Source organism: Streptomyces lavendulae subsp. lavendulae (genome assembly GCF_002803845.1).
Lineage (GTDB): Bacteria > Actinomycetota > Actinomycetes > Streptomycetales > Streptomycetaceae > Streptomyces > Streptomyces lavendulae.
In genome coordinates this window covers 1,728,929-1,749,898 of the sequence record NZ_CP024985.1, presented here as the reverse complement: position 1 = coordinate 1,749,898, position 20,970 = coordinate 1,728,929, and the positions used below count along the sequence as shown (strand labels likewise).

Here is a 20,970-nt window from a genome sequence, read left to right as displayed (position 1 = left end):
GACGGCCCCCTCCTCCCGGAGCCCGGATCGGAGTAGGGTCGGGCGCCATGGATGAGCTGCGCGTGGCCGCGATCGCCAGCCTGGCCCCGCTAGAGGAACTCGACGCCGACCCCTTCGCCGTGGACACCCGCAGCCAGCACGCCATGTGTGCGCGCTGGGCCGCCGAGCAGGGCTACGTGGTCACCCGCCACCTGCTCTTCTACGGGCTGCGGGCCGACCACTGCGGACTCTGGTGCGACGTGGACGCCGGACAGGTCGACCTGTTCGTCGCCCCCAACCGGCGCGTCCTCGCCCGCGCGCTGCGCTCCGTCGAGGAGTTCACCGCCGAGTGTGCCCGCCGCGGGGTCCGCCTGGAGACCGCCGGACTCGACGAACCGCACTACACCCCCGCCATGAAGGCCGAGGTGCACCGCCGGCTGTCCATGCCCACCGCCGGGTACGACGGCACGTAGGCCGCCCGGCCGCCCGTTCCGCACACCCCTCCCGCACGCCCGTGCACCGCATCCGTGCGCCACCCGTGTCGGGCGGCCCGGTCCACCGCCCTGTGCGACGCTGGCGAGGGGACCGCGGGCGGGGCGCGGTTCGTGGAGTGAGGCGGTACGGCGTGAGGCGAGGGCGGTTGCGGTGGCGGGCCGCGGGCGGCGCACTGGTACGGGTACTCGTCGTGTGGGCGGTGTCCACCCTCACCATGCTGGCGCTCGCCGCGCTCCTGCCCGACTTCCGCCTCCAGTCCGCCGACGGGGACAGCGTCACCCGGGTCGGGCTGACCGCCGCCTGGGCCGCCGGGGCCTTCGGCCTGCTGAGCGCCCTGGTCTGGCCCGCCCTCGTACGCGCCCTGCTGCTCGTGCCCGCCCTGGTCCTCGGGCTGCTGGTGTTCTTCCTCAACGGCTCGCTGCTGCTGATGGCGTTGAACCTGATCCCGGGGGAGCGGGGCGCCGAGGTCGCCCCCGACACCGCGGTGGTCGTCGCGGCGGTGATGTCCGCCGTGGCCTCGGCCACCTCCACCGCCCTCGCGGTACGCGACGACGAGGCGTACCGGCGCCGCCTGTACCGGCTCGCCGACCGCCGCCGGCGCCGCCACGGCCCGCCCCCGGGAGGCAGCCCCGGACTGGTGTTCGTGCAGCTCGACGGGGTCGGCTTCGAGGTGCTGCGGCGCGCCGCGGCCGAGGGCCTGATGCCGACGGTGGCGGACTGGCTGGAGCGCAGCCACCGGGTGACGTCCTGGCGCACCGACTGGTCCAGCCAGACCGGCGCCAGCCAGCTCGGCATCCTGCACGGCTCGAACTTCGACGTCCCGGCCTTCCGCTGGTACGAGAAGGACACCCGCGAGGTGATGGTCTGCAACCGGCCCACCAGCGCGGCCGAACTCCAGCGCCGCGCCGTCGAGCGCACCGCCGACGGCGGCCTGCTCACCCTCGACGGCGCCAGCCGCGGCAACCTCTTCGGCGGGGGCGCCGACCAACTGGCCCTGGTGCTGTCGGTGGCCGCCCGCCGGGGCCCGGCCAACCGTTCCCGCTCCGGGTACTTCGCCTACTTCTCCGATCCGGCCAACGCGGTGCGCACCACCCTGTCGCTGGCCGCCGAGGTGGTCCGGGAGATCGGCCAGTCGCTGCGCGCCCGGGTCCGGAAGGTGACGCCCCGGATCTCCCGCGGTGGCCTGTACCCGCTGATCAGGGCCTTCGCGACGGTCATCGAACGGGACGTGGTCGTCTACGCGGTGATCGGGGACATGCTCGCGGGCCGCACCTGCGTCTACGCCGACCTGGTCGCCTACGACGAGGTCGCGCACCACTCGGGACCGCACGGCCGCGACACCGACCAGGTGCTGGCCCGCCTCGACCGGAGCCTGGCGCTGATCGCCCGGGTCGCCGAGCACGCGCCGCGGGAGTACCGGATCGTCCTGCTGTCGGACCACGGCCAGAGTCCCGGGGAGACCTTCCTCGGCTGCTACGGGCTGAGCCTGAAGGACCTGGTCCGGGCCGGCTGCGGGCTGCCCGTCCCGCGCCGGGCCGGCCGGACCCGCAGCGGGGCCGAGGCCCGCGCGGCCGTACGGGCCGCCCTGCACCGGCCGGTGGAGGAGGCGGACGAGGAGGTCCGCCCGGAGCCCGGGCCGGATCCGGTGGTGCTGGCCTCGGGCAACCTGGGGCTGATCTCCTTCCCGGACGTGCCGGGGCGGGCCTCACGGAGGTGGATCGAGCGGACGCACCCCGCCCTGCTGCCCACCCTGGCCGGCCATCCGGGCGTGGGCTTCCTCCTGGTGGACGGGGAGGTGCTCGGGCCGGGCGGGGCGGCGGCCCGGCTGGACGTGCCCGGCGCGGCGGAGGAGCTGCTGGCGGCCTTCGGCCCGGGCGCGGCCGACGCGGTCCGCCGGACGGACTCGTTCCCGCACGCGGCGGACATCATGGTCAACTCGGCCTACGACCCGGAGACCGGGGCCGTGCACGCCTTCGAGGAGCAGATCGGCTCGCACGGGGGCCTCGGCGGGGAGCAGGGCCACCCCTTCCTGATGTGGCCGACGGAGCTGTCGGATCCCGGCCCGGCGCCGGTCGGCGCGGAGGCCGTGCACCACGTACTGCGCCGCTGGCTGCGGGAGGCGGACGGCCCGCAGGTCCCGCTGACGGGCACCGGCCGGCGTCCGGAAGATCACCGGCCGGACGGCCCGCTGGGCGGAACCCTTCCTTCCGCAGGGGTGTCGGCGCCGGACGAAAACCGGTGATTTGGTGCCGACTCCGGCGTGGTCAACCATGTGCTGACCTGCCCACCATGTGAGACATCCCGAGGCGCACCACCGATGACCAGCACCGCAGCCCCGCCGACCGAGGCCGACCGGGCCCCCGAAGCCCCCACGGCCCCCGAGGCACCCACGGCCCCCGGGTCCGCCGCCGCCCCGTCGGGTGCCCGCCCCGGGGACCGGCACGCCCGCCGCTTCGGCCTGCCGGTCGCCATCTGCCTGGTCATGGGCAACGTCATCGGGGGCGGGATCTTCCTGCTCCCCGCCTCGGTGGCACCGTTCGGCACGGTCAGCCTGGTGGCCTTCGGCGTCCTCACCGCCGGTGCGATCGCCCTGGCCCTGGTCTTCGGCCGGCTCGCCGAGCGCCACCCGCAGACCGGCGGACCGTACGTGTACGTCCGCGCCGCGTTCGGCGACTTCGCGGGATTCCTCGCCGCCTACAGCTACTGGATCACCACCTGGGTCTCCAACGCCGCCCTCGCGGTCGCGGCCGTCGGTTACCTCGGGGTGCTCTTCCCGGCCGTCGGCGCCCACCGGTGGTCCATGTGCCTGGCCGCCCTGGCCGTCCAGTGGCTGCCCGCCCTCGCCAACCTCGCCGGCACCCGCTACGTGGGCGCCGTCCAGCTCGTCGCGACCGTCCTGAAGCTGGCCCCGCTGCTGCTGGTGGCCGTCGGCGGGCTGTTCTTCTTCGACCCGGCGAACCTCGGCCCCTTCCAGGCCACCGGCCAGAGCCCCGTCGGGGCCGTCTCGGCCTCCGCCGCGATCCTGCTCTTCAGCTACCTCGGAGTGGAATCCGCCGCGGTGAGCGCGGGCGAGGTCCGCGACCCGGCCCGCAACGTCGGCCGGGCCACCATCCTCGGCACCGCGGGCGCCGCCGTCGTCTACCTCCTCGGCACCCTCTCCGTCTTCGGGCTGGTCGCCCACGAGAAGCTGGTCTCCTCGCAGGCCCCCTTCTCCGACGCCGTCGACGCGATGTTCGGCGGCACCTGGGGCGGCACGGCCGTCGCCTGCGCCGCGGTGATCTCGATGGTCGGCGCGCTCAACGGCTGGACCCTGCTCAGCGCGCAGACCCCGTACGCCGCCGCCCGGGACGGGCTCTTCCCCAAGGTCTTCGAGACGAAGAGGCGCGGGGTCCCGGTGGTCGGCGTCCTGGTCACCGCCGTGCTGGCCTCCGCGCTGACCGTCTACAACTACACGGCGGGCTCCGCGGGCGTCTTCGAGACGCTGGTGCTGGTCACCACCTTCACGGCCACCGTCCCCTACCTGCTGTCCACCGCCGCACAGCTCTACTTCCTGGCCTCCGGCCAGGGGGAGCGGGTCCGGCGCGGGCGGCTGGTGCGCGACGCCGTCCTCGCCGCTCTGGCCTTCGCCTTCTCCATGTGGCTGGTCGCCGGATCCGGCTACGCGGCCGTGTACCAGGGCGTGCTGTTCCTCTTCGCGGGCGTCCTGCTCTACGCGCTGATGGCCGCCCGCAAACAGCGGTCCGCCGCCCGGTCCGCCGGGTAGCGTGGTCACAGGGGACCGACCAGGGGGTCGCAAGGGGGTCGCCATGTCGGCGATCAGAGAAACCATCGACATCTCCCGCAGCCCGGCGGAGGTCTTCTCCTACGTGACGGACCCGACCCACCTGCCGGAATGGCAGGACAGCGCGGTGTCGGTCCGCCCGCTGGGCCACATGCCGGTCCACGTCGGCTCCCAGGTGGAGGTCACCCGGCGGATCGGCGGGCGGGAGTTCCCCACGACCATCGAGTTCCTGGAACTGGACCCGCCCAGGAGCTGGCACCTGCACGGGATCGACGGCCCCGTACGGCCCGACGTGCGGGGCACCATCGAACCCCTCGGCGACGGCCGGCGCTCCCGGGTGACCCTCGCCATGGACTTCGAGGGCCACGGCGTCGGGCGGGCCCTCGTCCCGCTCCTGGTGCGGCCCTTCGCCCGCAAGGAGATGCCCCGGGGCGAGGAGAAGCTGAAACACATGCTCGAACACCCGGCCGCCTGAGGGACGCGGCCCGAACGCGGAAGCCCGCGCCGTTGAGAACGGCGCGGGCTTCCGCGTTCCACCACCGGCCCGCGGGGCCGGGGCCGGATCAGTCGAGGTAGTCGCGCAGCACCTGCGAACGCGACGGGTGGCGCAGCTTCGACATGGTCTTGGACTCGATCTGGCGGATGCGCTCACGGGTGACCCCGTACACGCGACCGATCTCGTCCAGGGTCTTCGGCTGCCCGTCGTTGAGGCCGTAGCGCATGGAGACCACGCCCGCCTCGCGCTCCGAGAGCGTGCCCAGGATGGACTGGAGCTGCTCCTGGAGGAAGGTGAAGGACACGGCGTCGGCCGGGACGACCGCCTCGGAGTCCTCGATGAGGTCACCGAACTCGCTGTCGCCCTCCTCACCCAGCGGGGTGTGCAGGGAGATCGGCTCGCGGCCGTACTTCTGGACCTCGATGACCTTCTCGGGGGTCATGTCGAGTTCCTTGCCCAGCTCCTCCGGAGTGGGCTCGCGGCCGAGGTCCTGGAGCATCTGGCGCTGCACACGGGCGAGCTTGTTGATGATCTCGACCATGTGGACGGGGATGCGGATGGTGCGCGACTGGTCGGCCATGGCGCGGGTGATCGCCTGCCGGATCCACCAGGTCGCGTACGTGGAGAACTTGAAGCCCTTGGTGTAGTCGAACTTCTCCACCGCGCGGATCAGACCGACGTTGCCCTCCTGGATCAGGTCCAGGAAGAGCATGCCGCGGCCGGTGTAACGCTTGGCCAGCGAGACCACGAGGCGGAGGTTGGCCTCCAGCAGGTGGTTCTTGGCGCGGCGGCCGTCCTCGACGAGGATCTCCAGCTCGCGCTTGAACGCGGGCTTGTGGTCCTCCTCCTCTTCGAGCTTGTACTCGGAGAAGAGACCCGCCTCGATGCGCTTGGCGAGCTCCACCTCCTGCTCGGCGTTGAGGAGCGGCACCTTGCCGATCAGCTTCAGGTAGTCCTTGACGGGGTCGGCGGTGGCGCCCGCGACCATGACCGTCTGCGCGGGGGCGTCGTCCTCGTCGTCGTCGGACAGGACGAAGCCCTGGGTTCCGCCCGCCTTGGGCGTCTCCTCCTCGGCCTCGTCGGCGAGGTCCTCGACGGCCCAGTCCTCGCCCTCGACGGCCGGGTTCTCGGCGTCGTCGCCGTCCTTGGCGCCGGCCTTCTTCGTGGCGGCGGTCTTCTTGGTGGCCGTGGCCTTCTTGGCGGCGGTCTTCTTGACCGTGCGCTTCTTCGGCTCGGCGGCGGCCTCGGCCGTCGCCTCGTCCCCGGTTGCGGCGGCCGACGGAGCGGATATCGCCGCCGCGGCGGCGGGGGCCGCCGCCGAGGTCTTGCGCGCGCCGATGGGGCGCGGCGGGGCGGCGGCCTTCTTCGTCACGGTGCGGGCGGGGGCGGCGGCCGCCTTGCGGGGCTTCTTGGCGGCAGCCTTGGTGGCGGGGGCGGCGCTGACGTGGAGGGCGACACCCTCCTCGTCCAGGACCTGGTTCAGGCTGCGCAGGACCCGCTTCCACTGGTCCACCGGGATGCGGCCGGCCTCGAAGGCCTGGCGCACATCGTCACCGTTGATGTGACCCTGCTCGCGGCCGCGCTCGACGAGCGCGACGAGGGCCTCCGATTCGGCGATCTCCGGAGGGAACGTACGGGACGGGCTGAGCGACACAAGGAGCCTCTCGTTGCGAACAGATAAGGGGTGGGCGGGACATCATCGCGCGAACTCGGGAAACAGACCCGAGGGGGGTCTGTATTCCGGGGCCGCGCGAGGACACCTGTCGGTTCATCGCATGCCCGAGTCGATTCGTTACGCGCTGAATTGAGTGACCTGCGCCACGCTGTGGCCGCGCAACCGATCCGGCGTGGATCCGTCCGCGCCGGATCCGCACCTTCCGCCGGTCCGACCTCAGTCCGTTTTGCGAGCTTCAATCAGGAAACGGGCGGTGTGTGCGACGAACGGGCCTTCGCGCTCGATCCGTTCGTGGAGCTCGCGCAGCCGGTCCCGGTACTGCCCGACCGTGAAGCCGGGCACCATCCAGATCACCTTCCTCAGAAAGTAGATCACGGCTCCGATGTCGTGGAACTCCGTCCGCAGCCGCTCCGAGCGCAGATCGACCACTTCGAGGCCCGCCTTCTTGGCGTCGGCGACCGCGTCGTCGGGGTGGCGGGCGCGGCGCACCTCCTCCGGCTGCGGGCCCAGGAAGTACTCGACGAGCTCGAACACGCTCGCCGGACCGACCTGCTGCGAGAAGTACGTCCCGCCCGGCGTCAGCACCCGTGCGATCTCCTCCCACCAGATGGTCACCGGGTGCCGGCTGGTGACCAGCTCGAAGGCCTCGGCGCCGAAGGGCAGGGGCGGCTCGTCGGCGTCGGCCACCACCACCGCGCCGAGCGGGTGCAGCAGCCGCGTCGCCCGGTCGATGTTCGGCGGCCAGGACTCCGTGGCCGCCGTCAGCGGGGGAAGGGGGCCCGCGCCCGCCAGCACCTCGCCCCCGCCGGTCTGGATGTCCAGGACGGACCGGACCCGTGCCAGCCGCTCGCCCAGCAGCCGCTGGTACCCCCAGGAGGGCCGCTGCTCGGTGGCCCGGCCGTCGAGCCAGGAGAAGTCCCAGCCGTCCACGGAGACGGTCTCGGCTTCGGCGACGAGATGGTCGAAAGTGCGCGTCATGCCCCGATCGTCCCAGGTCGGGTCCCGGCCGACCACCGGATATGTCGACTAGACTGTGCGGCGGGCCGTGACTGGCGTTCGGGTGGATCACCACCGGGGAGCGGCCCGGCGTACCCACCTCCGTACGTCGACTGCCGCGCGCCTGGGCGATCCGCGATCCGCAGCGACGTTCAGGAGACCCCATGACGACCGCCACTGCCCAGCTGATGGACGGCACCGCCCTCGCCCGCCGCATCTCCGAGCAGACCGCCGCCCTCGCGGCGAAGATCACCGAGCGCACCGGCGCCGCGCCCTGTCTCGCCACCGTCCTCGTCGGCGAGGACCCCGCGTCCGTCACCTACGTACGCATGAAGCAGAACCGTTGCGCCAAGGCCGGGATCACCTCCCGCCACGTGGAGCTGCCCGCCTCGACCACCACGGAGGAGCTGGTGGCGGCCCTCACCGAGCTCTCCGAGGACCCGGAGATCAGCGGCATCCTGCTCCAGCACCCCGTCCCGCACCACATCGACGAGCGCGCCGCCTTCGAGGCCATCGCCCCGGGCAAGGACGTCGACGGGGTCACCATGCACTCCTTCGCCGCCATGGGCTTCGGCCTGCCGGGCTTCGTCTCCTGCACCCCGGGCGGCATCATGCGCCTCCTGGAGGCCTACGACGTCGACCTCACCGGCAAGCACGCCGTCGTCGTCGGCCGCAGCGCCATCCTGGGCAAGCCGGCCGGCATGCTGCTGCTGGAGCGCAACGCCACGGTCACCTACTGTCACTCCCGCACCGTGGACCTGCCCTCGATCGTCCGCCAGGCCGACGTGCTGGTCGCCGCCGTGGGCAAGGCCGAGTTCATCCGCGGCGAGGACATCAAGCCGGGCGCGGTCGTGCTCGACGCCGGCTACAACGAGGGCAACGTCGGCGACGTCCACTTCGAGTCGGCCGCCGCCCGCGCCTCCCTGATCACCCCGGTGCCCGGCGGTGTCGGCCCGATGACCATCGCCGTCCTGCTGGAGCAGACGGTGCAGGCCGCGGCGGCGCAGGCCGGTCTGGACCTCGCGGAGCTCTGACCCCCGCCGCGCGCGCGACGCGTACGCGGTACGCCGAACGCCCCGGACCCTGCGGTCCGGGGCGTTCGCCGTCTCCGCGCGGGGGCGCCGAGGGCGTCGCCGCGGCAGCCGGGGCCGCTCCGGCGGCTCAGCCCGTCGCCGGCGCTCCCCGGCGGGCCGCCGCGACGATCGGGGACGCGCGGAACTCCCGGGCGAGCGCCGCCAGCGGCTGGGCGTCCAGCCGGTGCGGGACGGAGTCCTTGCGCCGCGCCCCGGCCCGCGGGGCGCCGTCGCCCGCCCGGTCGGCGGCCGCCCGCAGCCGGCAGGCCGCGGCGAGCATGGCGGCGTCCGCCACCACGGAGGCGGCCGGCTCGTCCAGGCCCTGGCGGCGCGCGGCCCCGTACGCCTGCGTACGCACCTCGGGGTCGAACCAGCCGGCCAGGGCCAGCAGCCCGTCGTCGATCACCGACTCGCGGTGGATCAGCCGGATCCCCACCGGTGACCACCAGGTCAGCGGGACCGTCGTCACGTTGCGGGACGCGAAATGGCGCAGCGCCTTCCACAGCGGGCGCAGCCTGCGGTACTGGCTGAAGTCCCGCCAGGCCTCCGAGCCGCCGGCCAGGGGCACGATGAACCCCGCCCCGACCATCACGCCGGCCGCCGCGGCCAGCGGGGGCGCCACGTCCGTGGACAGGTACACCCAGTCGCGGCCGGCCCAGCGGGCGGCCACCGAGGCCCACTTGGCGGCGAGGTAGGACAGGTCCAGCGACCCGCCGAGCACGATCAGGGCCAGCCCGCTGCGCAACGGGCGCAGCGAGCGGTCCGTGCGCCACAGCCACTTCCCGCACAGCCAGGTCAGCGCGGCGGTGCCCACGGTGTGCGCCACCAGGAAGCACACGATCATCTCGCGGATCCAGGGCGTCGTGGCGTAGTACGTGTCCAGGTCCCGGAGCCGCTCCACCGGCGCGTCGCCGATCACGAACAGGGCGATGATCGCGATGGTGGCCGCGCCGAAGACGGCGATCGTGCGCCGCGTGGCCCGCCGCACGGCCGCGGGCGGGCCGCCCCGCCACTGCAGGACGAGGACGACGCACGCCCCGGAGAACAGGGTGGCCAGGCAGAACACCAGAGGGGCGGAGAAGTTGACCACACCGGTGAAACGGTTGACCGCCGAGATCGTCGGCGGCGACGCCAGGAAGTTGATGGGGGCGCCGAGGACCAGTAGTGCGCACGCGGTCCGGTTCAGTGGCTGGTCCCAGTCCCGGCGCATGCTCGGCGCCTTGATCAGCAGCGCCAGGACCATCAGGATTCCCGGCAGCTGCACCAGGATCCCGCCGCTCACCGGCCCCGCCCGACGGGGTTCGCCGGGTCGGCCGCCGGGGCCAGGCCGGCGACGGCCCGCTCCGCCGCGGTGAGCGGCGGCACCGGGGACGCGCCCCGGTCCGAGGCGCGCAGGACGTGCCAGAACACCGAGGGGCGCAGCCAGTGGGCGGGCACCTCGCTCATCGTGATGACGTCGAACAGGGCTCCGGTGAGCACCTCGTCGGTGGTGGCGCCCTTCATCAGCCGGCCGACGTACGCGCCGAGGGGCCCGGCCCCGGGCCGCGGCTCCGTGCCGGTGGCCCCCGGGTAGAGGATGTCCTGCGCGGTGGCGAGCTCCCAGGCGGTGCTCACCGTCGGCGAGAGCGCGCGCTGAGCCTCGCGGCCGATGCCGGGGTGGCCGGGCCCCTTGGCCCGGAGCAGCTCCCGTACGGCCAGCAGCCCCTGCGCGGCGACCGACATGCCCTGCCCGTACAGCGGGTTGAAGGTGGCGACCGCGTCGCCGACGGCGAAGAAACCGTCGGGCAGCTCCGCCTTCTCGAAGAAGACGCGGCGGTTGGCGGTGCCCTGGGTGACGGCGACGTCCGTCAGGGGCTTCCTGCCCTCCAGCAGTTCGCCGACGATCGGGTCCCGCACCCCCTTGGCGAACGGTACGAACAGGTCGGGGTCCCCGGTGGGCTCGCCGCCCCGGGTGCCGGAGAGGGTGACCTGCCACCGGCCGTCCTCGATGGGCGCGATCGTGGCCGTCTGCCCGGGTACGGGCACCCGGGGGTCGGACTGCACGTTGACGATGGGGAACCCCGCCGCGTGCGCCCCCGGCGGAGCCTCGAAGATCCGCGTGGCGTAGACGAGACCGGAGTCGACCTCGGCCCGCCGGATGCCGTTCACGCCCAGCGCCCCGAGCCAGGACGTGGCCCGCGAACCGCGTCCGCTCGCGTCGACCACGAGGTCGGCGCTCACCAGCCGGTCCTGCTCGTCGGGGGTGTCGACCCGGACGCCGGTGATCCGCTCCGCGGTGCCCTCCAGGCCGCGGACCCGGCTCCGCTGGAGGGTGGAGACCCCTTCGAGGCCGGTCACCCGGGCGCGGACCACCGAGTCGAGGAGGTCGCGGCTGCAGGAGATGTTGAACTGCTTCTCCCCGCACCGCGGGAGCCAGCCCTGGGCGGTCATGGTGACCAGGTCGGTGGGCAGGCTGCGGCGCAGGGCGCCCGCGTCCGTCCATTCATCGGTGATGCCCGGCAGGATCCGCTCGATGGCGCGTGCCCCGCCCGACCACAGCAGGTGGGTGTGGCGGGCCTGGGGGAGTCCCCGGCGCGGTGCCGGGCCCTCGGGCAGCAGGTCCGCGTCGATGACGGTGACCGTCGCGTGCTCGGCCAGTACGGCGGCCGCGAGGAGGCCGATCAGGCTGCCGCCGATGACGACGGCGTGGCGGGGCGCGGAGGACTGGGTCATCGTGGCGTGCTCTCTGTCTGGGGCCGCGGCGGGGGCAGCGGCGCGCGGGGGCGGCGGCCGGTGGGGGCGCGGTTCACCGGCGGAGGCCGGGGCTCCCCCAGCCGAGCGAGGTGCTGATGCGCTCGATCGCCTCGGGCAGCCGATCCTCCCGGGGGGCCTGGAGGCAGGGCCGCAGGAGTTTGCCCAGGTGCAGGCCGAAGGTCTCGGCCCGGATCTCCGCCGGGTCCCCCAGGTCGGCACGGGCGGCGGCCCGCCGGATCACCGAGGCCAGCCCCGTCTCGGACTCCACGAGTCCGGCGAGGCAGCCGTGGCGCCCCGTCAGGCGGGCGGCGACCGTCATGCCCGGACCGAGGTCGAAGGAGGTCCCCTCGTCCACGTGCCACAGCTCGTGGCAGGCGATGACGAGCTGGTGCTCGGGGCGGGTGTGCGCCTCGATGACGATCAGGTCGCGGTCGTCGAGGTCCAGCCACAGCCCGCTGGCCGAGTCCGGGGGGAACGGGGCGAAGTGGAAGTCGACCGGCCGTCCGGCGCGCCGGCGCTCGAACGCGGCACAGAGGGCGCCGATGACCCCGGCGGCGTCGGTGGGCCCGCTGATCCGCGTACCGGCCAGCAGGTCGGCGCCGAGCCTGCGCATGGTCCGTGTGGTCCTCAAGGCGCCTCACCCCCGACGGGGTGGGGCCGGGCGGCGGCTCGCACGGGGTCGTTCTCCATATGTCGACAAGACGTTCGATCAGTTTGTTTTCAGCGCAGCCTAGCCGCCGTTCCCGCCCCCCAACCAGCGCCGTCCCAAAAGGCGGCCCCGGGCCCCGTCATGACCCCGGAGGTAATCGACCCCTGCGCGCGTGCGCGGGCACAGTGGGGTCCACGGGCTCCGGGGCCGCGCACTCGGCCCCGGGACCCGCACCCCGACCACCACCGACCGACCTCGACGGAGGCTGATCCGCCATGTCCGCGACCCTGTTCGCCGGTTTCGCCCGCACCACCGTCCCGCAGACCGCGCTGCGCCGCTTCCTCGCCCTCGACGCCGTGGTCACCACCGGCAACGGCCTCGCCTACGCCCTCTTCGGCGCACCCCTCGGCCGGCTGCTCGGCGTTCCCGGGCCGACCCTGCTGGGACTCGGGCTCTTCCTCACGGCCTACGGCGCGGGCGTCGGCCGGCTCGCCTCGCGCCGCCGGCCGCCGGTCCTCCCGGTGAAGTTCGTCATCGAGGCCAACTACGCCTGGGCGGCCGTCAGCCTGCTCTCCCTCGTCCTCTGGTTCTCGCCCACCACGGCCGGCGCGGTGTGGATCCCGGCGCAGGCGCTCACGGTCGCCGGCTTCGCGCTGCTCCAGCAGCTGGCGCTGCGCGCGGCCGGCTCAGGGACCCAGTGAACGCAGGTACTTCACCGTCGCCGGGTCGGCCGGCAGGAAGGTCTCGATGGCCAGCTCGGCGACGGTCACGTCCAGCGGCGTGTTGAAGGTCGAGATCGAGGACACGAACGACAGCAGGTGGCCGTCGTGCTCGATCAGCAGGGGCAGCGCGATGTACGGGACGGGCGCCTCCGCGTCGTCCGGGCCGCCCGGCCGGTGCGTGCCGGATCCCGGCTCCGGCTCCGGCGGCAGCGGGTACGCCGCCACCTCCTCGTACAGGGCGCGCAGCGGCTCCGAGCGCGCCAGCGCGATCTGCCGCTCCATCTGCGCCAGCAGGTGGCCCCGCCACTGGCGCAGGTTGCGGATCCTGGGGGCCAGCCCGCGCGGGTGCAGGGTCAGCCGCATGGCGTTGAGCGGCGGCTCCAGCAGGTCCTCGGGCACCCCCTCCAGCAGCATCGCGATGCCCCGGTTGGCCGCCACCACCGTGTAGGTCCCGTCCACCACCAGCGCCGGGTACGGCTCGTAGCCGGTCAGCAGCTGCTCCATGCCCGCGCGCAGGGCACCCATGGCGGGCGCGTCCAGCGGGGTGTGCGCGTACCGGGGTGCGTAGCCGGCCGCCAGCAGCAGGGCGTTGCGCTCCCGCACCGGCACGTCGAGGTGGTCCGCGAGCCGCAGCACCATCTCCTCGCTCGGCCGGGACCGGCCGTTCTCCACGAAACTGATGTGCCGGGACGAGGAGTCGGCGCGGCCCGCCAGCTCCAGCTGGCTGATCCCGCGCCGCTCCCGCCAGGTGCGCAGCAGCGCTCCCACACTCGCCGTCGTCATGCCCCGACGGTAACCCGTCCCGCTCAGCCCAGGTCGAGGACGTTCCGCAGGCCGAGACGGTGGCGCCACAGGTCGTGCCGCCGGGCGGACTCCAGCTCGGGTGCCCGGTGAAGACCGGTGACCGTGCACCGGTCCGCCGCCGAACCGTCCCGGTCCAGCAGGGCGTTGACCGCCGCCCGGGCCGAGGCGTTCGCGCCCTCCATCGTCGCGAGGTCGATGTCGACCGCCACGTAGTCCCCGCTGAGGAAGAAGTTGGGGACGCGGGTGCCCGCGCTCGGCCGGTTGTGGAAGGTGCCGGTGGGGTGGATCAGCAGCTCGTCCTCGTTGGTGGGGTGCGGCGTGCCGAGGCCGTCGACCCCGGGGTCCAGGAACCAGGAGTGCAGCGCGGAGTCCCGGAGCGCGGTGGTCCCGGTGTCGTTCAGGGAGGCCTTCAGCTGCGCCCACACCTCGCGGGCCACCTCCTCGCGCGTGCACTCCTTGGCCGTCTTCCCGTACAGGATCCCGGGCCTGTCCCATTCCGAGACGTCCACGGACAGGCAGTCCACGGCCGTTCCGTCGCCGTAGTCCGCGGCGAAGTCGCGGGAGGGCCAGTGCTCGGCCTGCTGGATCGCCGTCAACGACCAGGGTGAGTCGATGCAGTTGAGGTGTCCGTGGACGAGCGGGGCGCGTTCGGTGAGGTAGAACTGGATGCCGGTCATCCAGTCCGTCCGCAGTGCGTCGCAGCGCCCCAGCATCGGGTCCGCGGCCCGCAGGGCCGGGCTCCAGGTGCGGCGGGCGCGTTCCACGGGCAGCGCGCTGACGTAGTGGTCGGCGGTGACCGTACGGCGGGCCCCGGACGGCTCCTGCACCGCGACCCCGCTCACCCGGCCGTCCTCGCAGCGGACCTCCTCGACGCTCCAGCCGATCCTGAACTCCACTCCGAGGGAGCGCAGGTGGGTCTCCCACGGGGTGATCCAGGCCTCGTTGGTGGGGAGGTTGAGGATCCGGTCCGGCGGGCCGTCGGCGCCCCGCCCCAGCAGGTTGAAGACGAAGGCCTCGCCGAGGGTGCCCACGGTGCGGGTGGAGGCCTCCTCGGCCTTGGTGGCCACGATGTTGCGGGTCACGCCGATCGCCAGGATGCGCTGGTACTCGGTCGACATCCGCGCCGCCCGGGTGAACTCCCACCACGGGGTGCGCTCCCACACCTCCTCGCGGCGCTCCTCGCAGCTGGTGAGGAAGACGAGCACGCGGTTGACGAAGTACGCCGTCTCGTGCGCGGGCAGCCGGACCAGGGTCTGGAGGATCCCGGTCAGGGCGCGGCCGATCTCCTCGGGCGTCAGCGGGGCGGGGGAGTGGCCGGGCCAGGGGATGGGGGCGCGCAGGTCCTCGCGTCCGCCCGAGCGGGCGAACATCATCTCGCGGGGGGCGACGAGGTTGTCCCACACCCCGTTGGCGTTGCCGGGGAAGGGGATGCGCCGCAGGGTGTCGGGCAGGTTGCGGTAGATGCCGGGGATGAAGCGGAACCCGTGTTCCGCGGGCAGCGGGCGCCGCCCGCCCCGGGCGCTGCCGGGGACGTCCATGCTGCGGGCCTTGCCCCCGAGCGCCCGGCGTTCGTACACCGTGACGGAGTACCCGCGCTCGGCGAGCTCGTGCGCGGCGGTCATCCCGGCCACCCCGCCGCCGAGGACGGCGACGGTGCGCCGGCCCGTCGCGGGGGCGGCGCCCGGTTCCGCGGCCGCCCGCGCGGTGCCCGCCCCCGCGGCCGACAGGGCCCCCGCGGTCGTCGCCGCCGCGCCCGCGATGAACGCGCGCCTGGAACCGCCCGTACGAGCCGCCATGCCCCGCCTCCTTGTTACCGGTGGTAACGCTCATTCGGCGCAGGAGCATAGGGGGCCCGCCCGGGGCCCGGAATAGCGCGTGGGAGCACCCGGTCGCACTATGGCGCGAAAGGTTCGATCCGGCGCTCCTGTGGGAAACTGACCACACGTCACGGGGAAGGAGAACGCGGATGCCGAGCGAACCGCTTTCGCAGAAGGAGATCGAGGACCGGCTGCGGGAACTCCCCGGCTGGGCCTTCGAGGACGACCACCTCGTCCGCACCTACCGGCTGGCCACGCACCGGGCCGCCAGTGCGCTGGTCTCCCACATCGCCGTGGTGCAGGACGAGTTGAACCACCACTCGGACCTCACCCTCGGCTACGACACCGTCCGCCTGTCGGTCAACAGCCACGACGCCGGCGGCCTGGTCACCGAGAAGGACTTTGACCTCGCCGAACGCGTCGAATCCCTCGTACCCGCCCACGGCGCGAGCTGATGCCGGACGCCGCCGCCCTGCTCGACCACGACGCCGAAGCCGAGGCCTACGACGCCACGCGCGGCGGCGTCCCGCGCGCCGGGGCCGCCGCCGCGGCGGTCCCCGGCCTGCTCCCGCCGCACGCCGCGCACCCTGCTCGACCTCGACCTCGACCTCGGCCTCGACCTCGGCTGCGGCACCGGCATCGTCACCGCCCGGCTGGCCGCGCTGCCCGGCCCGGACGTGGCGCGCCCGGGCCGGCGTACCGGGTACGGAGCTTCGTACGCGCCTGACACGGGCTCACACCGGCTCCAGCCGCCACCACTGCGACGGGGAGTCGGTGTCCTCGCCCTGCCGGGCCCGGCCCTCGGCGTCGGCCTCCAGCGGCAGCCCGCTGATGCACGCGACCAACGACACCACCCCCGGGTCGTCGAGGTGCTCCTCGACGAGCCACTCCTGCGCCCCGAAGGCATTGGCCCGCCACACCTGCACCCGGGCCCCGCTGTCCGTCGAGGCGTTCGCCACGTCCAGGCGCCGCCCGTTGTCCTCGCTCACCACGTGGAAGATCCCGCCGCCGCTGTGCACCGGCGAGATCCGCCACCTTCGGGCGGCGGCCGGCGCGGGCGGCCCGTCCGGGCCGACCCGCACCCGGGAGGCGCCCTCCAATTGCAGCACCAGGCCGCTGTCCACGTTGCGGATCCGGTAGACCCCGTCCGCGAGGTTCACGCGCCCGCCCCTCAGACGTCGAAGACGGCCGGGTCCGGACCGATGCGGCGGGCCGCCGCGCCCGAGCCCAGCGCGGACAGCTCCGCGAGGTCCGCGGCGTCCAGCTCGAAGCCGAACACGTCCAGGTTCTCCCGGATCCGGGCGGGCGTCACCGACTTCGGGATCACGACGTTGCCGAGCTGCAGGTGCCAGCGCAGCACCACCTGAGCGGCGCTGCGCCCGTGCTTGGCGGCGACGGCGGCGACCGCGGGAAGGGTGAGCAGCTCCTTGCCCTGGCCGAGCGGGGACCAGGCCTCGGTGACGATGCCGAGGGAGGCGTGCAGCGCCCGCAGCTCCTCCTGCGGGAACAGCGGGTGCAGCTCGATCTGGTTCACCGCCGGGACCAGGTCGCTCTCGCCGCGGAGCCGCTCCAGGTCCGCGGGGCGGAAGTTCGACACGCCGACCGCCTTGGCCCGGCCGGACGCCGCGATCTCCTCGAAGGTCTTCCAGATGGCGAGGAAGTCGTCGCGCATCGGGCGCGGCCAGTGGATCAGGTACAGGTCGAGGTGGTCGAGGCCCAGCTTGTCGAGCGAGTCGTCGAAGGCCCGCAGCACCTGGTCCCGGCCCCAGCGCTGCTTCGGGCCGTTCCACAGCTTGGTGGTGACGAACAGGTCCCCGCGCGGCACCCCGGACGCGGCCACGGCGCGGCCGGTGCCGCGCTCGTTGCCGTAGATCGCCGCGGTGTCGATGCTCCGGTAACCGGCCTCCAGCGCCGTACCGACGGCCGACTCGGCCCCGGAGTCCGGGACCTGCCAGACGCCGAAGCCGAGCTGGGGCATGGCCGTGCCGTTGTTGAGCCTGATGCTGGGGACCTGCTTCACGTCTGGTCGTTCCCTCGGGTTCGGTGCGGTGTGGCCCGTGCCACGACGTACAAGCCCCGACAACCGGCCACCCCGCCCTCCTATTCCCACCACCGACCCGCCCCCACCCGGACTCACCGGGCAGGGCTCAGCGCGGGCCCAGGTACGCCTCCCGGACCAGGGGGTCCGCCCGGATCTCGGCCGGGGTTCCCTCGGCGAGGACCGTGCCGAGGTCCAGGACCACCACCCGCGCGCACAGCTCCATCACGAAGGCCACGTCGTGCTCGACGAGCAGCACCGCGCAGCCCTCCTCCCCGGCGAGCCTGCGCACCACCGCGGCGAGCCGCTCCCGCTCCGTGCCCGACAGCCCCGAGGCGGGCTCGTCCAGCAGCAGCACCCGCGGCCGGTCGGCCACCGCCCGGGCCAGCTCCACCATCCGGCCCCGGCCGGCCGGCAGCCCGCCCGCGTACGAGGGCCCCAGCTCCCCGATCCCGCACTCCGCCAGCAGCGCCGCGCCCCGCTCCCGGCGGGCCCGTTCCCGCGCCCGCCGGCCCGGCGCCGCCAGCAGGTCGGCGGCCAGACCGCCCCCGCCGCCCCGCCACTCCTGGGCGACGAGCACGTTGTCGGCCACGCTCAACTGCCCGAACAGTTGCCGCCGCTGGAAGGTCCTGCGCACGCCGTACCGGGCCCGCCACACCGGGGAACGGCGAGTGACGTCCACCCCGTCGAGGAGGATCCGCCCCCGGTCCGGCCGCAGGATCCCCGACAGCACGTCGAACAGGGTGGTCTTCCCGGCCCCGTTCGGCCCGATCAGCCCGCACACCTCCCCGGCCCGGACCCCGAGGTCCACCCCGGTCAGGGCCCGCACCCCGCCGAACCGCACGCCCACCCCGCGCGCCTCGAACACGTACCCGCTCACCGCGCCACCCCCAGGTAGGACTCGGTGAGCCGCTCCGCGTCCACCTCGGCCCGCGGGCCGCACCAGGAGACCCGGCCCCGGGCGAGGAAGGCGATGCTGTCGGCGATCCCGAGCACGGCGTCGGCCCTCTCCTCCACCAGCAGCACCGCGCAACCCGCCCCGCGGAGCTCGGCCAGCAGCGCGTACACCTCCTCCACGAGGCGCGGCGCGAGGCCGAGCGAGGGCTCGTCGGCGATCAGCACCGCCGGCGGGCGCTGCAACAGCGGGGCCAGCGACAGCATCTGCTGCTCCCCGCCCGACAGGGCCCCGGCGGCCACCCCGCGCCGCTCGCCGAGCCGGGGGAAACGGTCGTACACGGCCCGCCGATCCCCGGCGTCCTCCAGGTACAGGGCGAGGTTCTCCTCCAGGGTGAGCGCCGGGAAGATCCCCCGCCCCTCGGGAGCGAGCAGCACCCCGGCCCGGGCCCGCCGTACGGGCCCGTCGCGCGTGGCGTCCCGCCCGGCCACCAGGACCGACCCGCCGGTGGCGGGCAGCAGCCCGGCGGCAACCCGGCAGGCGGTGCTCTTCCCGGCCCCGTTGGGCCCGAGCACCGCCAGCACCTCCCCGCGCCGCACACCGAGGTCCACCCCGCACAGCACGTTCCCCCCGTCGTACCCGGCCCGGATCCCGCGCAGCTCCAGCGCGACCCCGCGCCCGGCGGGGAGCGCGGGCCCCGGCACCACGCCGCGCCGGGCCGGGGTCCCACCGGTACCGGGCGGGGCCGGGGCCCGCCCCGAGGGGGCCGGTCCCGGAACCCCGGCCGGGAGCCCGGGGCGGGCGCCCGCCGCGTCGGACGGCTGCCCCGAGCGCGGCGCGGCCGGCGGGGCAGGCTCCGCCCCGGGGGCCGTCCCGGCCCGCGGAGCCGCCGTCCGGCCGGCCCCGGCACGGGCCCTCCGCTTCGCCCAGCGCAGGGGAACGGCCGCGCAGTACCCGTCGGGGTCGTTGGCCAGCGCCAGTCCGGCCAGCCCGAACAGGATCACCGGCAGGTGCGCCGACTCCGTCACCCAGTCCGACAGCAGCCGCGGGGCCACCGCGTACACCAGCCCGGCCACCACCGCGTACGGCGGCCTCCGCACCCCGGCCGCGACCACCACCGCCAGCCACACCAGCCCCGTCATCGCGGTGAAGTCCGTGGCCGCGATCCGGGTGTTGTACGAGGCGTACATCACGCCCCCGAAGCCCGCCAGCCCCGCCGACAGGGTGAACAGCAGCAGCTTCGTGCGCAGCACGGACACCCCCGAGGCCATCGCCGCCGCCGGAGCCGACCGCACGGCCAGCATCGCCCGCCCCGACGGCGAGTCGCGCAGCGCCCCCAGCCCGGCCGCCACCAGCGCGATCAGTACCACCAGCGCCACTCCCAGCGCCCGGTCGTCGGACAGGTCCACCGGCCCGACCACGGGCCTCGGCACCGCCCACCCGGCGTCCCCGCCCCGCAGCCACCGCATCTGGAACAGCACCTGGTCGGCCAGGAACGCCAGCGCCAGGGTGGCCAGCGCCAGCGACCGTCCGCCGAGCCGCAGGGCGGGCAGTGCGACCAGCGCCCCCAGCGCGGCGGCCGCGCAGGTGCCGACCGCCAGCGCCGCCACGAACGGCCAGCCCCGGCTCATCAGCAGCCCCGCCACGAGTGCGGAGGCGGTCACGAAGGTGGCCTGCGCCAGGGAGACCATCGCACCGAGTCCGGTCACCACCGTGAAGGACAGGAACACCAGGCCGACGGCGAGCCCCTGCGCGAGCAGCCCGCTCCAGAACGGGGTGGTGACGGTGTAGAGGGCCACGCACAGCAGCCCGGCCCCGGCCGCCCACACCCCCCAGCGCCGTCCCCACGGGGCCCCGGCCAGATGGTCCGGCGGCGGCGAGTCCGCCGAGGCGACCCCGGCCGTCCGCGCCCGCCGGGTCAGCACCAGCAGTCCGCCGAACAGGATGAGGAAGGGCACAGCCGTCCTGAAGCCGGTGACCGACTCGGCGAAGGACGCGTACCCGGCGACCAGGTTCTGCAGCACCCCCAGTCCCAGCCCGCCCGCGAACGCCAGCGGCACGGAGGCGAACCGCCCGATCACCGCGGCCGTCGCGGACACGAAGAGGAACAGGGTGAAGTCGTGCGCGGACAGCCCCAGCAGCGGGGTCGCCAGCACCCCGGCGAGGCCCGCCAGCCCGGACGCGATCATCCACGCGACCGACGACAGCCGGTCGGCGCTGATCCCGCGCAGCTCGGTCAGCGACCGGTCGTCCACGGAGGCCCGCAGCCGCAGCCCCAGCCGGGTGTGCCGCAGCAGCACCCACAGGGCCGCCGCCACCAGCGCCGTGACCGCCCAGGTGATCAGCTGGTCGGAGTCGACGCCGACGCCGTCCGCGAGCCGCCACGACCTCGCCGGGCTCGGCCCGACCCCCGGCAGCCCGAACTGGTTCTCCGCCGGCCTGACCGGCGCGCCCGCGTCCGCGAGCAGTTCCACCGCCCACAGTCCGGCGGCCGGGAGCGCCACCAGCAGGCCGATGGTCGCCACGATCTGCGCGCTCTCCCCGACCCGCGCGAGCCGCCGGAACATCATCCGGTCCAGCCCCCACCCGAGTCCGGGCGCCAGTACGCAGACCACCAGCAGGGCCGCCGGGACCGCGGGCCAGCCGAGCCCGGAGTGCAGTTCGTAGAAGACCAGGGCGCACAGGTAGGCGGTGGCCCCGTGGGCGAAGTTGAACAGCCCGGACGCCGAGTACGACAGCACCAGCCCGGTGGCCAGCAGTGCGTACAGGGCCCCGGAGACCAGACCGCTCAGCACGAAGACGAGCAGATCCCCCATG

Annotated in this window: 18 protein-coding genes and 1 riboswitch; of the genes, 7 read left to right on the top strand and 11 right to left on the bottom strand. The window is 74.4% G+C overall.

Going from position 1 to position 20,970, the window contains the following annotated elements; translation table 11 throughout:
- The first annotated feature begins 47 nt into the window (after window positions 1–47).
- The 4 genes from SLAV_RS07945 to SLAV_RS07930 all read left to right on the top strand — a co-directional run bounded on the left by SLAV_RS07945 (window position 48) and on the right by SLAV_RS07930 (window position 4,730).
- Window positions 48–452, top strand: coding sequence for a hypothetical protein (locus tag SLAV_RS07945; protein ID WP_030234953.1), 405 nt, complete (start codon window positions 48–50; stop codon window positions 450–452).
- A gap of 152 nt (window positions 453–604) precedes the next feature.
- On the top strand, window positions 605–2,716 hold the full coding sequence (locus tag SLAV_RS07940; protein ID WP_199922198.1) for a phage holin family protein: 2,112 nt from the start codon (window positions 605–607) through the stop codon (window positions 2,714–2,716).
- Window positions 2,717–2,791: 75 nt separating this feature from the next.
- A complete protein-coding gene (locus SLAV_RS07935; RefSeq protein ID WP_030234947.1) occupies window positions 2,792–4,237 on the top strand; it encodes an amino acid permease in 1,446 nt (481 codons plus the stop codon).
- 43 nt (window positions 4,238–4,280) lie between these two features.
- Complete coding sequence (locus tag SLAV_RS07930; RefSeq protein ID WP_030234946.1) at window positions 4,281–4,730, top strand: SRPBCC family protein; 450 nt, start codon at window positions 4,281–4,283, stop codon at window positions 4,728–4,730.
- An 88-nt stretch (window positions 4,731–4,818) separates the two neighbouring features.
- Here SLAV_RS07930 and SLAV_RS07925 read toward each other — a convergent pair whose 3' ends face one another.
- Both SLAV_RS07925 and SLAV_RS07920 read right to left on the bottom strand, forming a co-directional pair.
- Window positions 4,819–6,405 carry an RNA polymerase sigma factor gene (locus SLAV_RS07925; RefSeq protein ID WP_030234942.1) on the bottom strand — a complete coding sequence of 529 codons (1,587 nt, stop codon included), beginning with the start codon at window positions 6,403–6,405 and terminating at the stop codon, window positions 4,819–4,821.
- Window positions 6,406–6,642: 237 nt separating this feature from the next.
- Window positions 6,643–7,404 (bottom strand): methyltransferase domain-containing protein, encoded by a 762-nt coding sequence (locus tag SLAV_RS07920; RefSeq protein ID WP_030234939.1) that lies wholly within the window; start codon window positions 7,402–7,404, stop codon window positions 6,643–6,645.
- A gap of 57 nt (window positions 7,405–7,461) precedes the next feature.
- Window positions 7,462–7,559, top strand: a riboswitch (ZMP/ZTP riboswitch).
- A gap of 27 nt (window positions 7,560–7,586) precedes the next feature.
- On the opposite strand from SLAV_RS07920, the gene SLAV_RS07915 reads away from it, so the two are divergent.
- The gene (locus SLAV_RS07915; RefSeq protein ID WP_030234937.1) at window positions 7,587–8,456 is read left to right on the top strand and encodes a bifunctional 5,10-methylenetetrahydrofolate dehydrogenase/5,10-methenyltetrahydrofolate cyclohydrolase; all 870 of its coding nucleotides are present in this window, start codon (window positions 7,587–7,589) and stop codon (window positions 8,454–8,456) included.
- Between the two features lie 127 nt (window positions 8,457–8,583).
- Here the strand turns inward: SLAV_RS07915 and SLAV_RS07910 are convergent, their stop codons facing one another.
- From SLAV_RS07910 to SLAV_RS07900, 3 genes are all read right to left on the bottom strand, one after another.
- On the bottom strand, window positions 8,584–9,777 hold the full coding sequence (locus tag SLAV_RS07910; RefSeq protein WP_051841195.1) for an MAB_1171c family putative transporter: 1,194 nt from the start codon (window positions 9,775–9,777) through the stop codon (window positions 8,584–8,586).
- A complete protein-coding gene (locus SLAV_RS07905; RefSeq protein WP_037687884.1) occupies window positions 9,774–11,207 on the bottom strand; it encodes an NAD(P)/FAD-dependent oxidoreductase in 1,434 nt (477 codons plus the stop codon). The genes SLAV_RS07910 and SLAV_RS07905 overlap by 4 nt, the downstream gene beginning before the upstream one ends.
- A 73-nt stretch (window positions 11,208–11,280) precedes the next feature.
- Window positions 11,281–11,859, bottom strand: coding sequence for a toxin-antitoxin system, toxin component (locus SLAV_RS07900; RefSeq protein ID WP_158740766.1), 579 nt, complete (start codon window positions 11,857–11,859; stop codon window positions 11,281–11,283).
- Window positions 11,860–12,152: 293 nt separating this feature from the next.
- On the opposite strand from SLAV_RS07900, the gene SLAV_RS07895 reads away from it, so the two are divergent.
- A complete protein-coding gene (locus tag SLAV_RS07895; RefSeq protein WP_030234928.1) occupies window positions 12,153–12,578 on the top strand; it encodes a hypothetical protein in 426 nt (141 codons plus the stop codon).
- On the opposite strand, the gene SLAV_RS07890 is transcribed toward SLAV_RS07895, so the two are convergent.
- Together SLAV_RS07890 and SLAV_RS07885 are read right to left on the bottom strand one after the other, a co-directional pair.
- Window positions 12,564–13,382, bottom strand: a complete 819-nt coding sequence (locus SLAV_RS07890) for a helix-turn-helix domain-containing protein (RefSeq protein ID WP_030234926.1) — start codon at window positions 13,380–13,382, stop codon at window positions 12,564–12,566. The genes SLAV_RS07895 and SLAV_RS07890 overlap by 15 nt on opposite strands.
- A 23-nt stretch (window positions 13,383–13,405) precedes the next feature.
- On the bottom strand, window positions 13,406–15,199 hold the full coding sequence (locus SLAV_RS07885) for a hydroxysqualene dehydroxylase (RefSeq protein WP_030234923.1): 1,794 nt from the start codon (window positions 15,197–15,199) through the stop codon (window positions 13,406–13,408).
- Window positions 15,200–15,369: 170 nt separating this feature from the next.
- Between SLAV_RS07885 and SLAV_RS07880 the strand changes: the two genes are divergently transcribed.
- A complete protein-coding gene (locus SLAV_RS07880; protein ID WP_030234921.1) occupies window positions 15,370–15,675 on the top strand; it encodes a 4a-hydroxytetrahydrobiopterin dehydratase in 306 nt (101 codons plus the stop codon).
- Between the two features lie 279 nt (window positions 15,676–15,954).
- Here SLAV_RS07880 and SLAV_RS07870 read toward each other — a convergent pair whose 3' ends face one another.
- From SLAV_RS07870 to SLAV_RS07855, 4 genes are all read right to left on the bottom strand, one after another.
- Window positions 15,955–16,380, bottom strand: a complete 426-nt coding sequence (locus SLAV_RS07870) for an RICIN domain-containing protein (RefSeq protein WP_030234918.1) — start codon at window positions 16,378–16,380, stop codon at window positions 15,955–15,957.
- A gap of 11 nt (window positions 16,381–16,391) precedes the next feature.
- Complete coding sequence (locus SLAV_RS07865) at window positions 16,392–17,240, bottom strand: aldo/keto reductase (protein WP_030234916.1); 849 nt, start codon at window positions 17,238–17,240, stop codon at window positions 16,392–16,394.
- A 127-nt stretch (window positions 17,241–17,367) separates the two neighbouring features.
- Window positions 17,368–18,138, bottom strand: a complete 771-nt coding sequence (locus tag SLAV_RS07860; RefSeq protein ID WP_030234914.1) for an ABC transporter ATP-binding protein — start codon at window positions 18,136–18,138, stop codon at window positions 17,368–17,370.
- Window positions 18,135–20,969, bottom strand: coding sequence for an ABC transporter permease subunit (locus SLAV_RS07855; protein WP_030234912.1), 2,835 nt, complete (start codon window positions 20,967–20,969; stop codon window positions 18,135–18,137). Before SLAV_RS07855 ends, SLAV_RS07860 begins: the two co-directional genes overlap by 4 nt.
- Window position 20,970 lies beyond the last annotated feature (1 nt).

Excerpts from the sequence above, each read along its gene's own strand:
- SLAV_RS07945 (WP_030234953.1), top strand. The coding sequence starts at position 48 with ATGGATGAGCTGCGCGTGGCCGCGATCGCCAGCCTGGCCCCGCTAGAG.
- SLAV_RS07935 (WP_030234947.1), top strand. The coding sequence starts at position 2,792 with ATGACCAGCACCGCAGCCCCGCCGACCGAGGCCGACCGGGCCCCCGAA.
- SLAV_RS07930 (WP_030234946.1), top strand. The coding sequence starts at position 4,281 with ATGTCGGCGATCAGAGAAACCATCGACATCTCCCGCAGCCCGGCGGAG.
- SLAV_RS07920 (WP_030234939.1), bottom strand. The coding sequence starts at position 7,404 with ATGACGCGCACTTTCGACCATCTCGTCGCCGAAGCCGAGACCGTCTCC.
- SLAV_RS07915 (WP_030234937.1), top strand. The coding sequence starts at position 7,587 with ATGACGACCGCCACTGCCCAGCTGATGGACGGCACCGCCCTCGCCCGC.
- SLAV_RS07905 (WP_037687884.1), bottom strand. The coding sequence starts at position 11,207 with ATGACCCAGTCCTCCGCGCCCCGCCACGCCGTCGTCATCGGCGGCAGC.
- SLAV_RS07895 (WP_030234928.1), top strand. The coding sequence starts at position 12,153 with ATGTCCGCGACCCTGTTCGCCGGTTTCGCCCGCACCACCGTCCCGCAG.
- SLAV_RS07890 (WP_030234926.1), bottom strand. The coding sequence starts at position 13,382 with ATGACGACGGCGAGTGTGGGAGCGCTGCTGCGCACCTGGCGGGAGCGG.
- SLAV_RS07885 (WP_030234923.1), bottom strand. The coding sequence starts at position 15,199 with ATGGCGGCTCGTACGGGCGGTTCCAGGCGCGCGTTCATCGCGGGCGCG.
- SLAV_RS07880 (WP_030234921.1), top strand. The coding sequence starts at position 15,370 with ATGCCGAGCGAACCGCTTTCGCAGAAGGAGATCGAGGACCGGCTGCGG.
- SLAV_RS07855 (WP_030234912.1), bottom strand. The coding sequence starts at position 20,969 with ATGGGGGATCTGCTCGTCTTCGTGCTGAGCGGTCTGGTCTCCGGGGCC.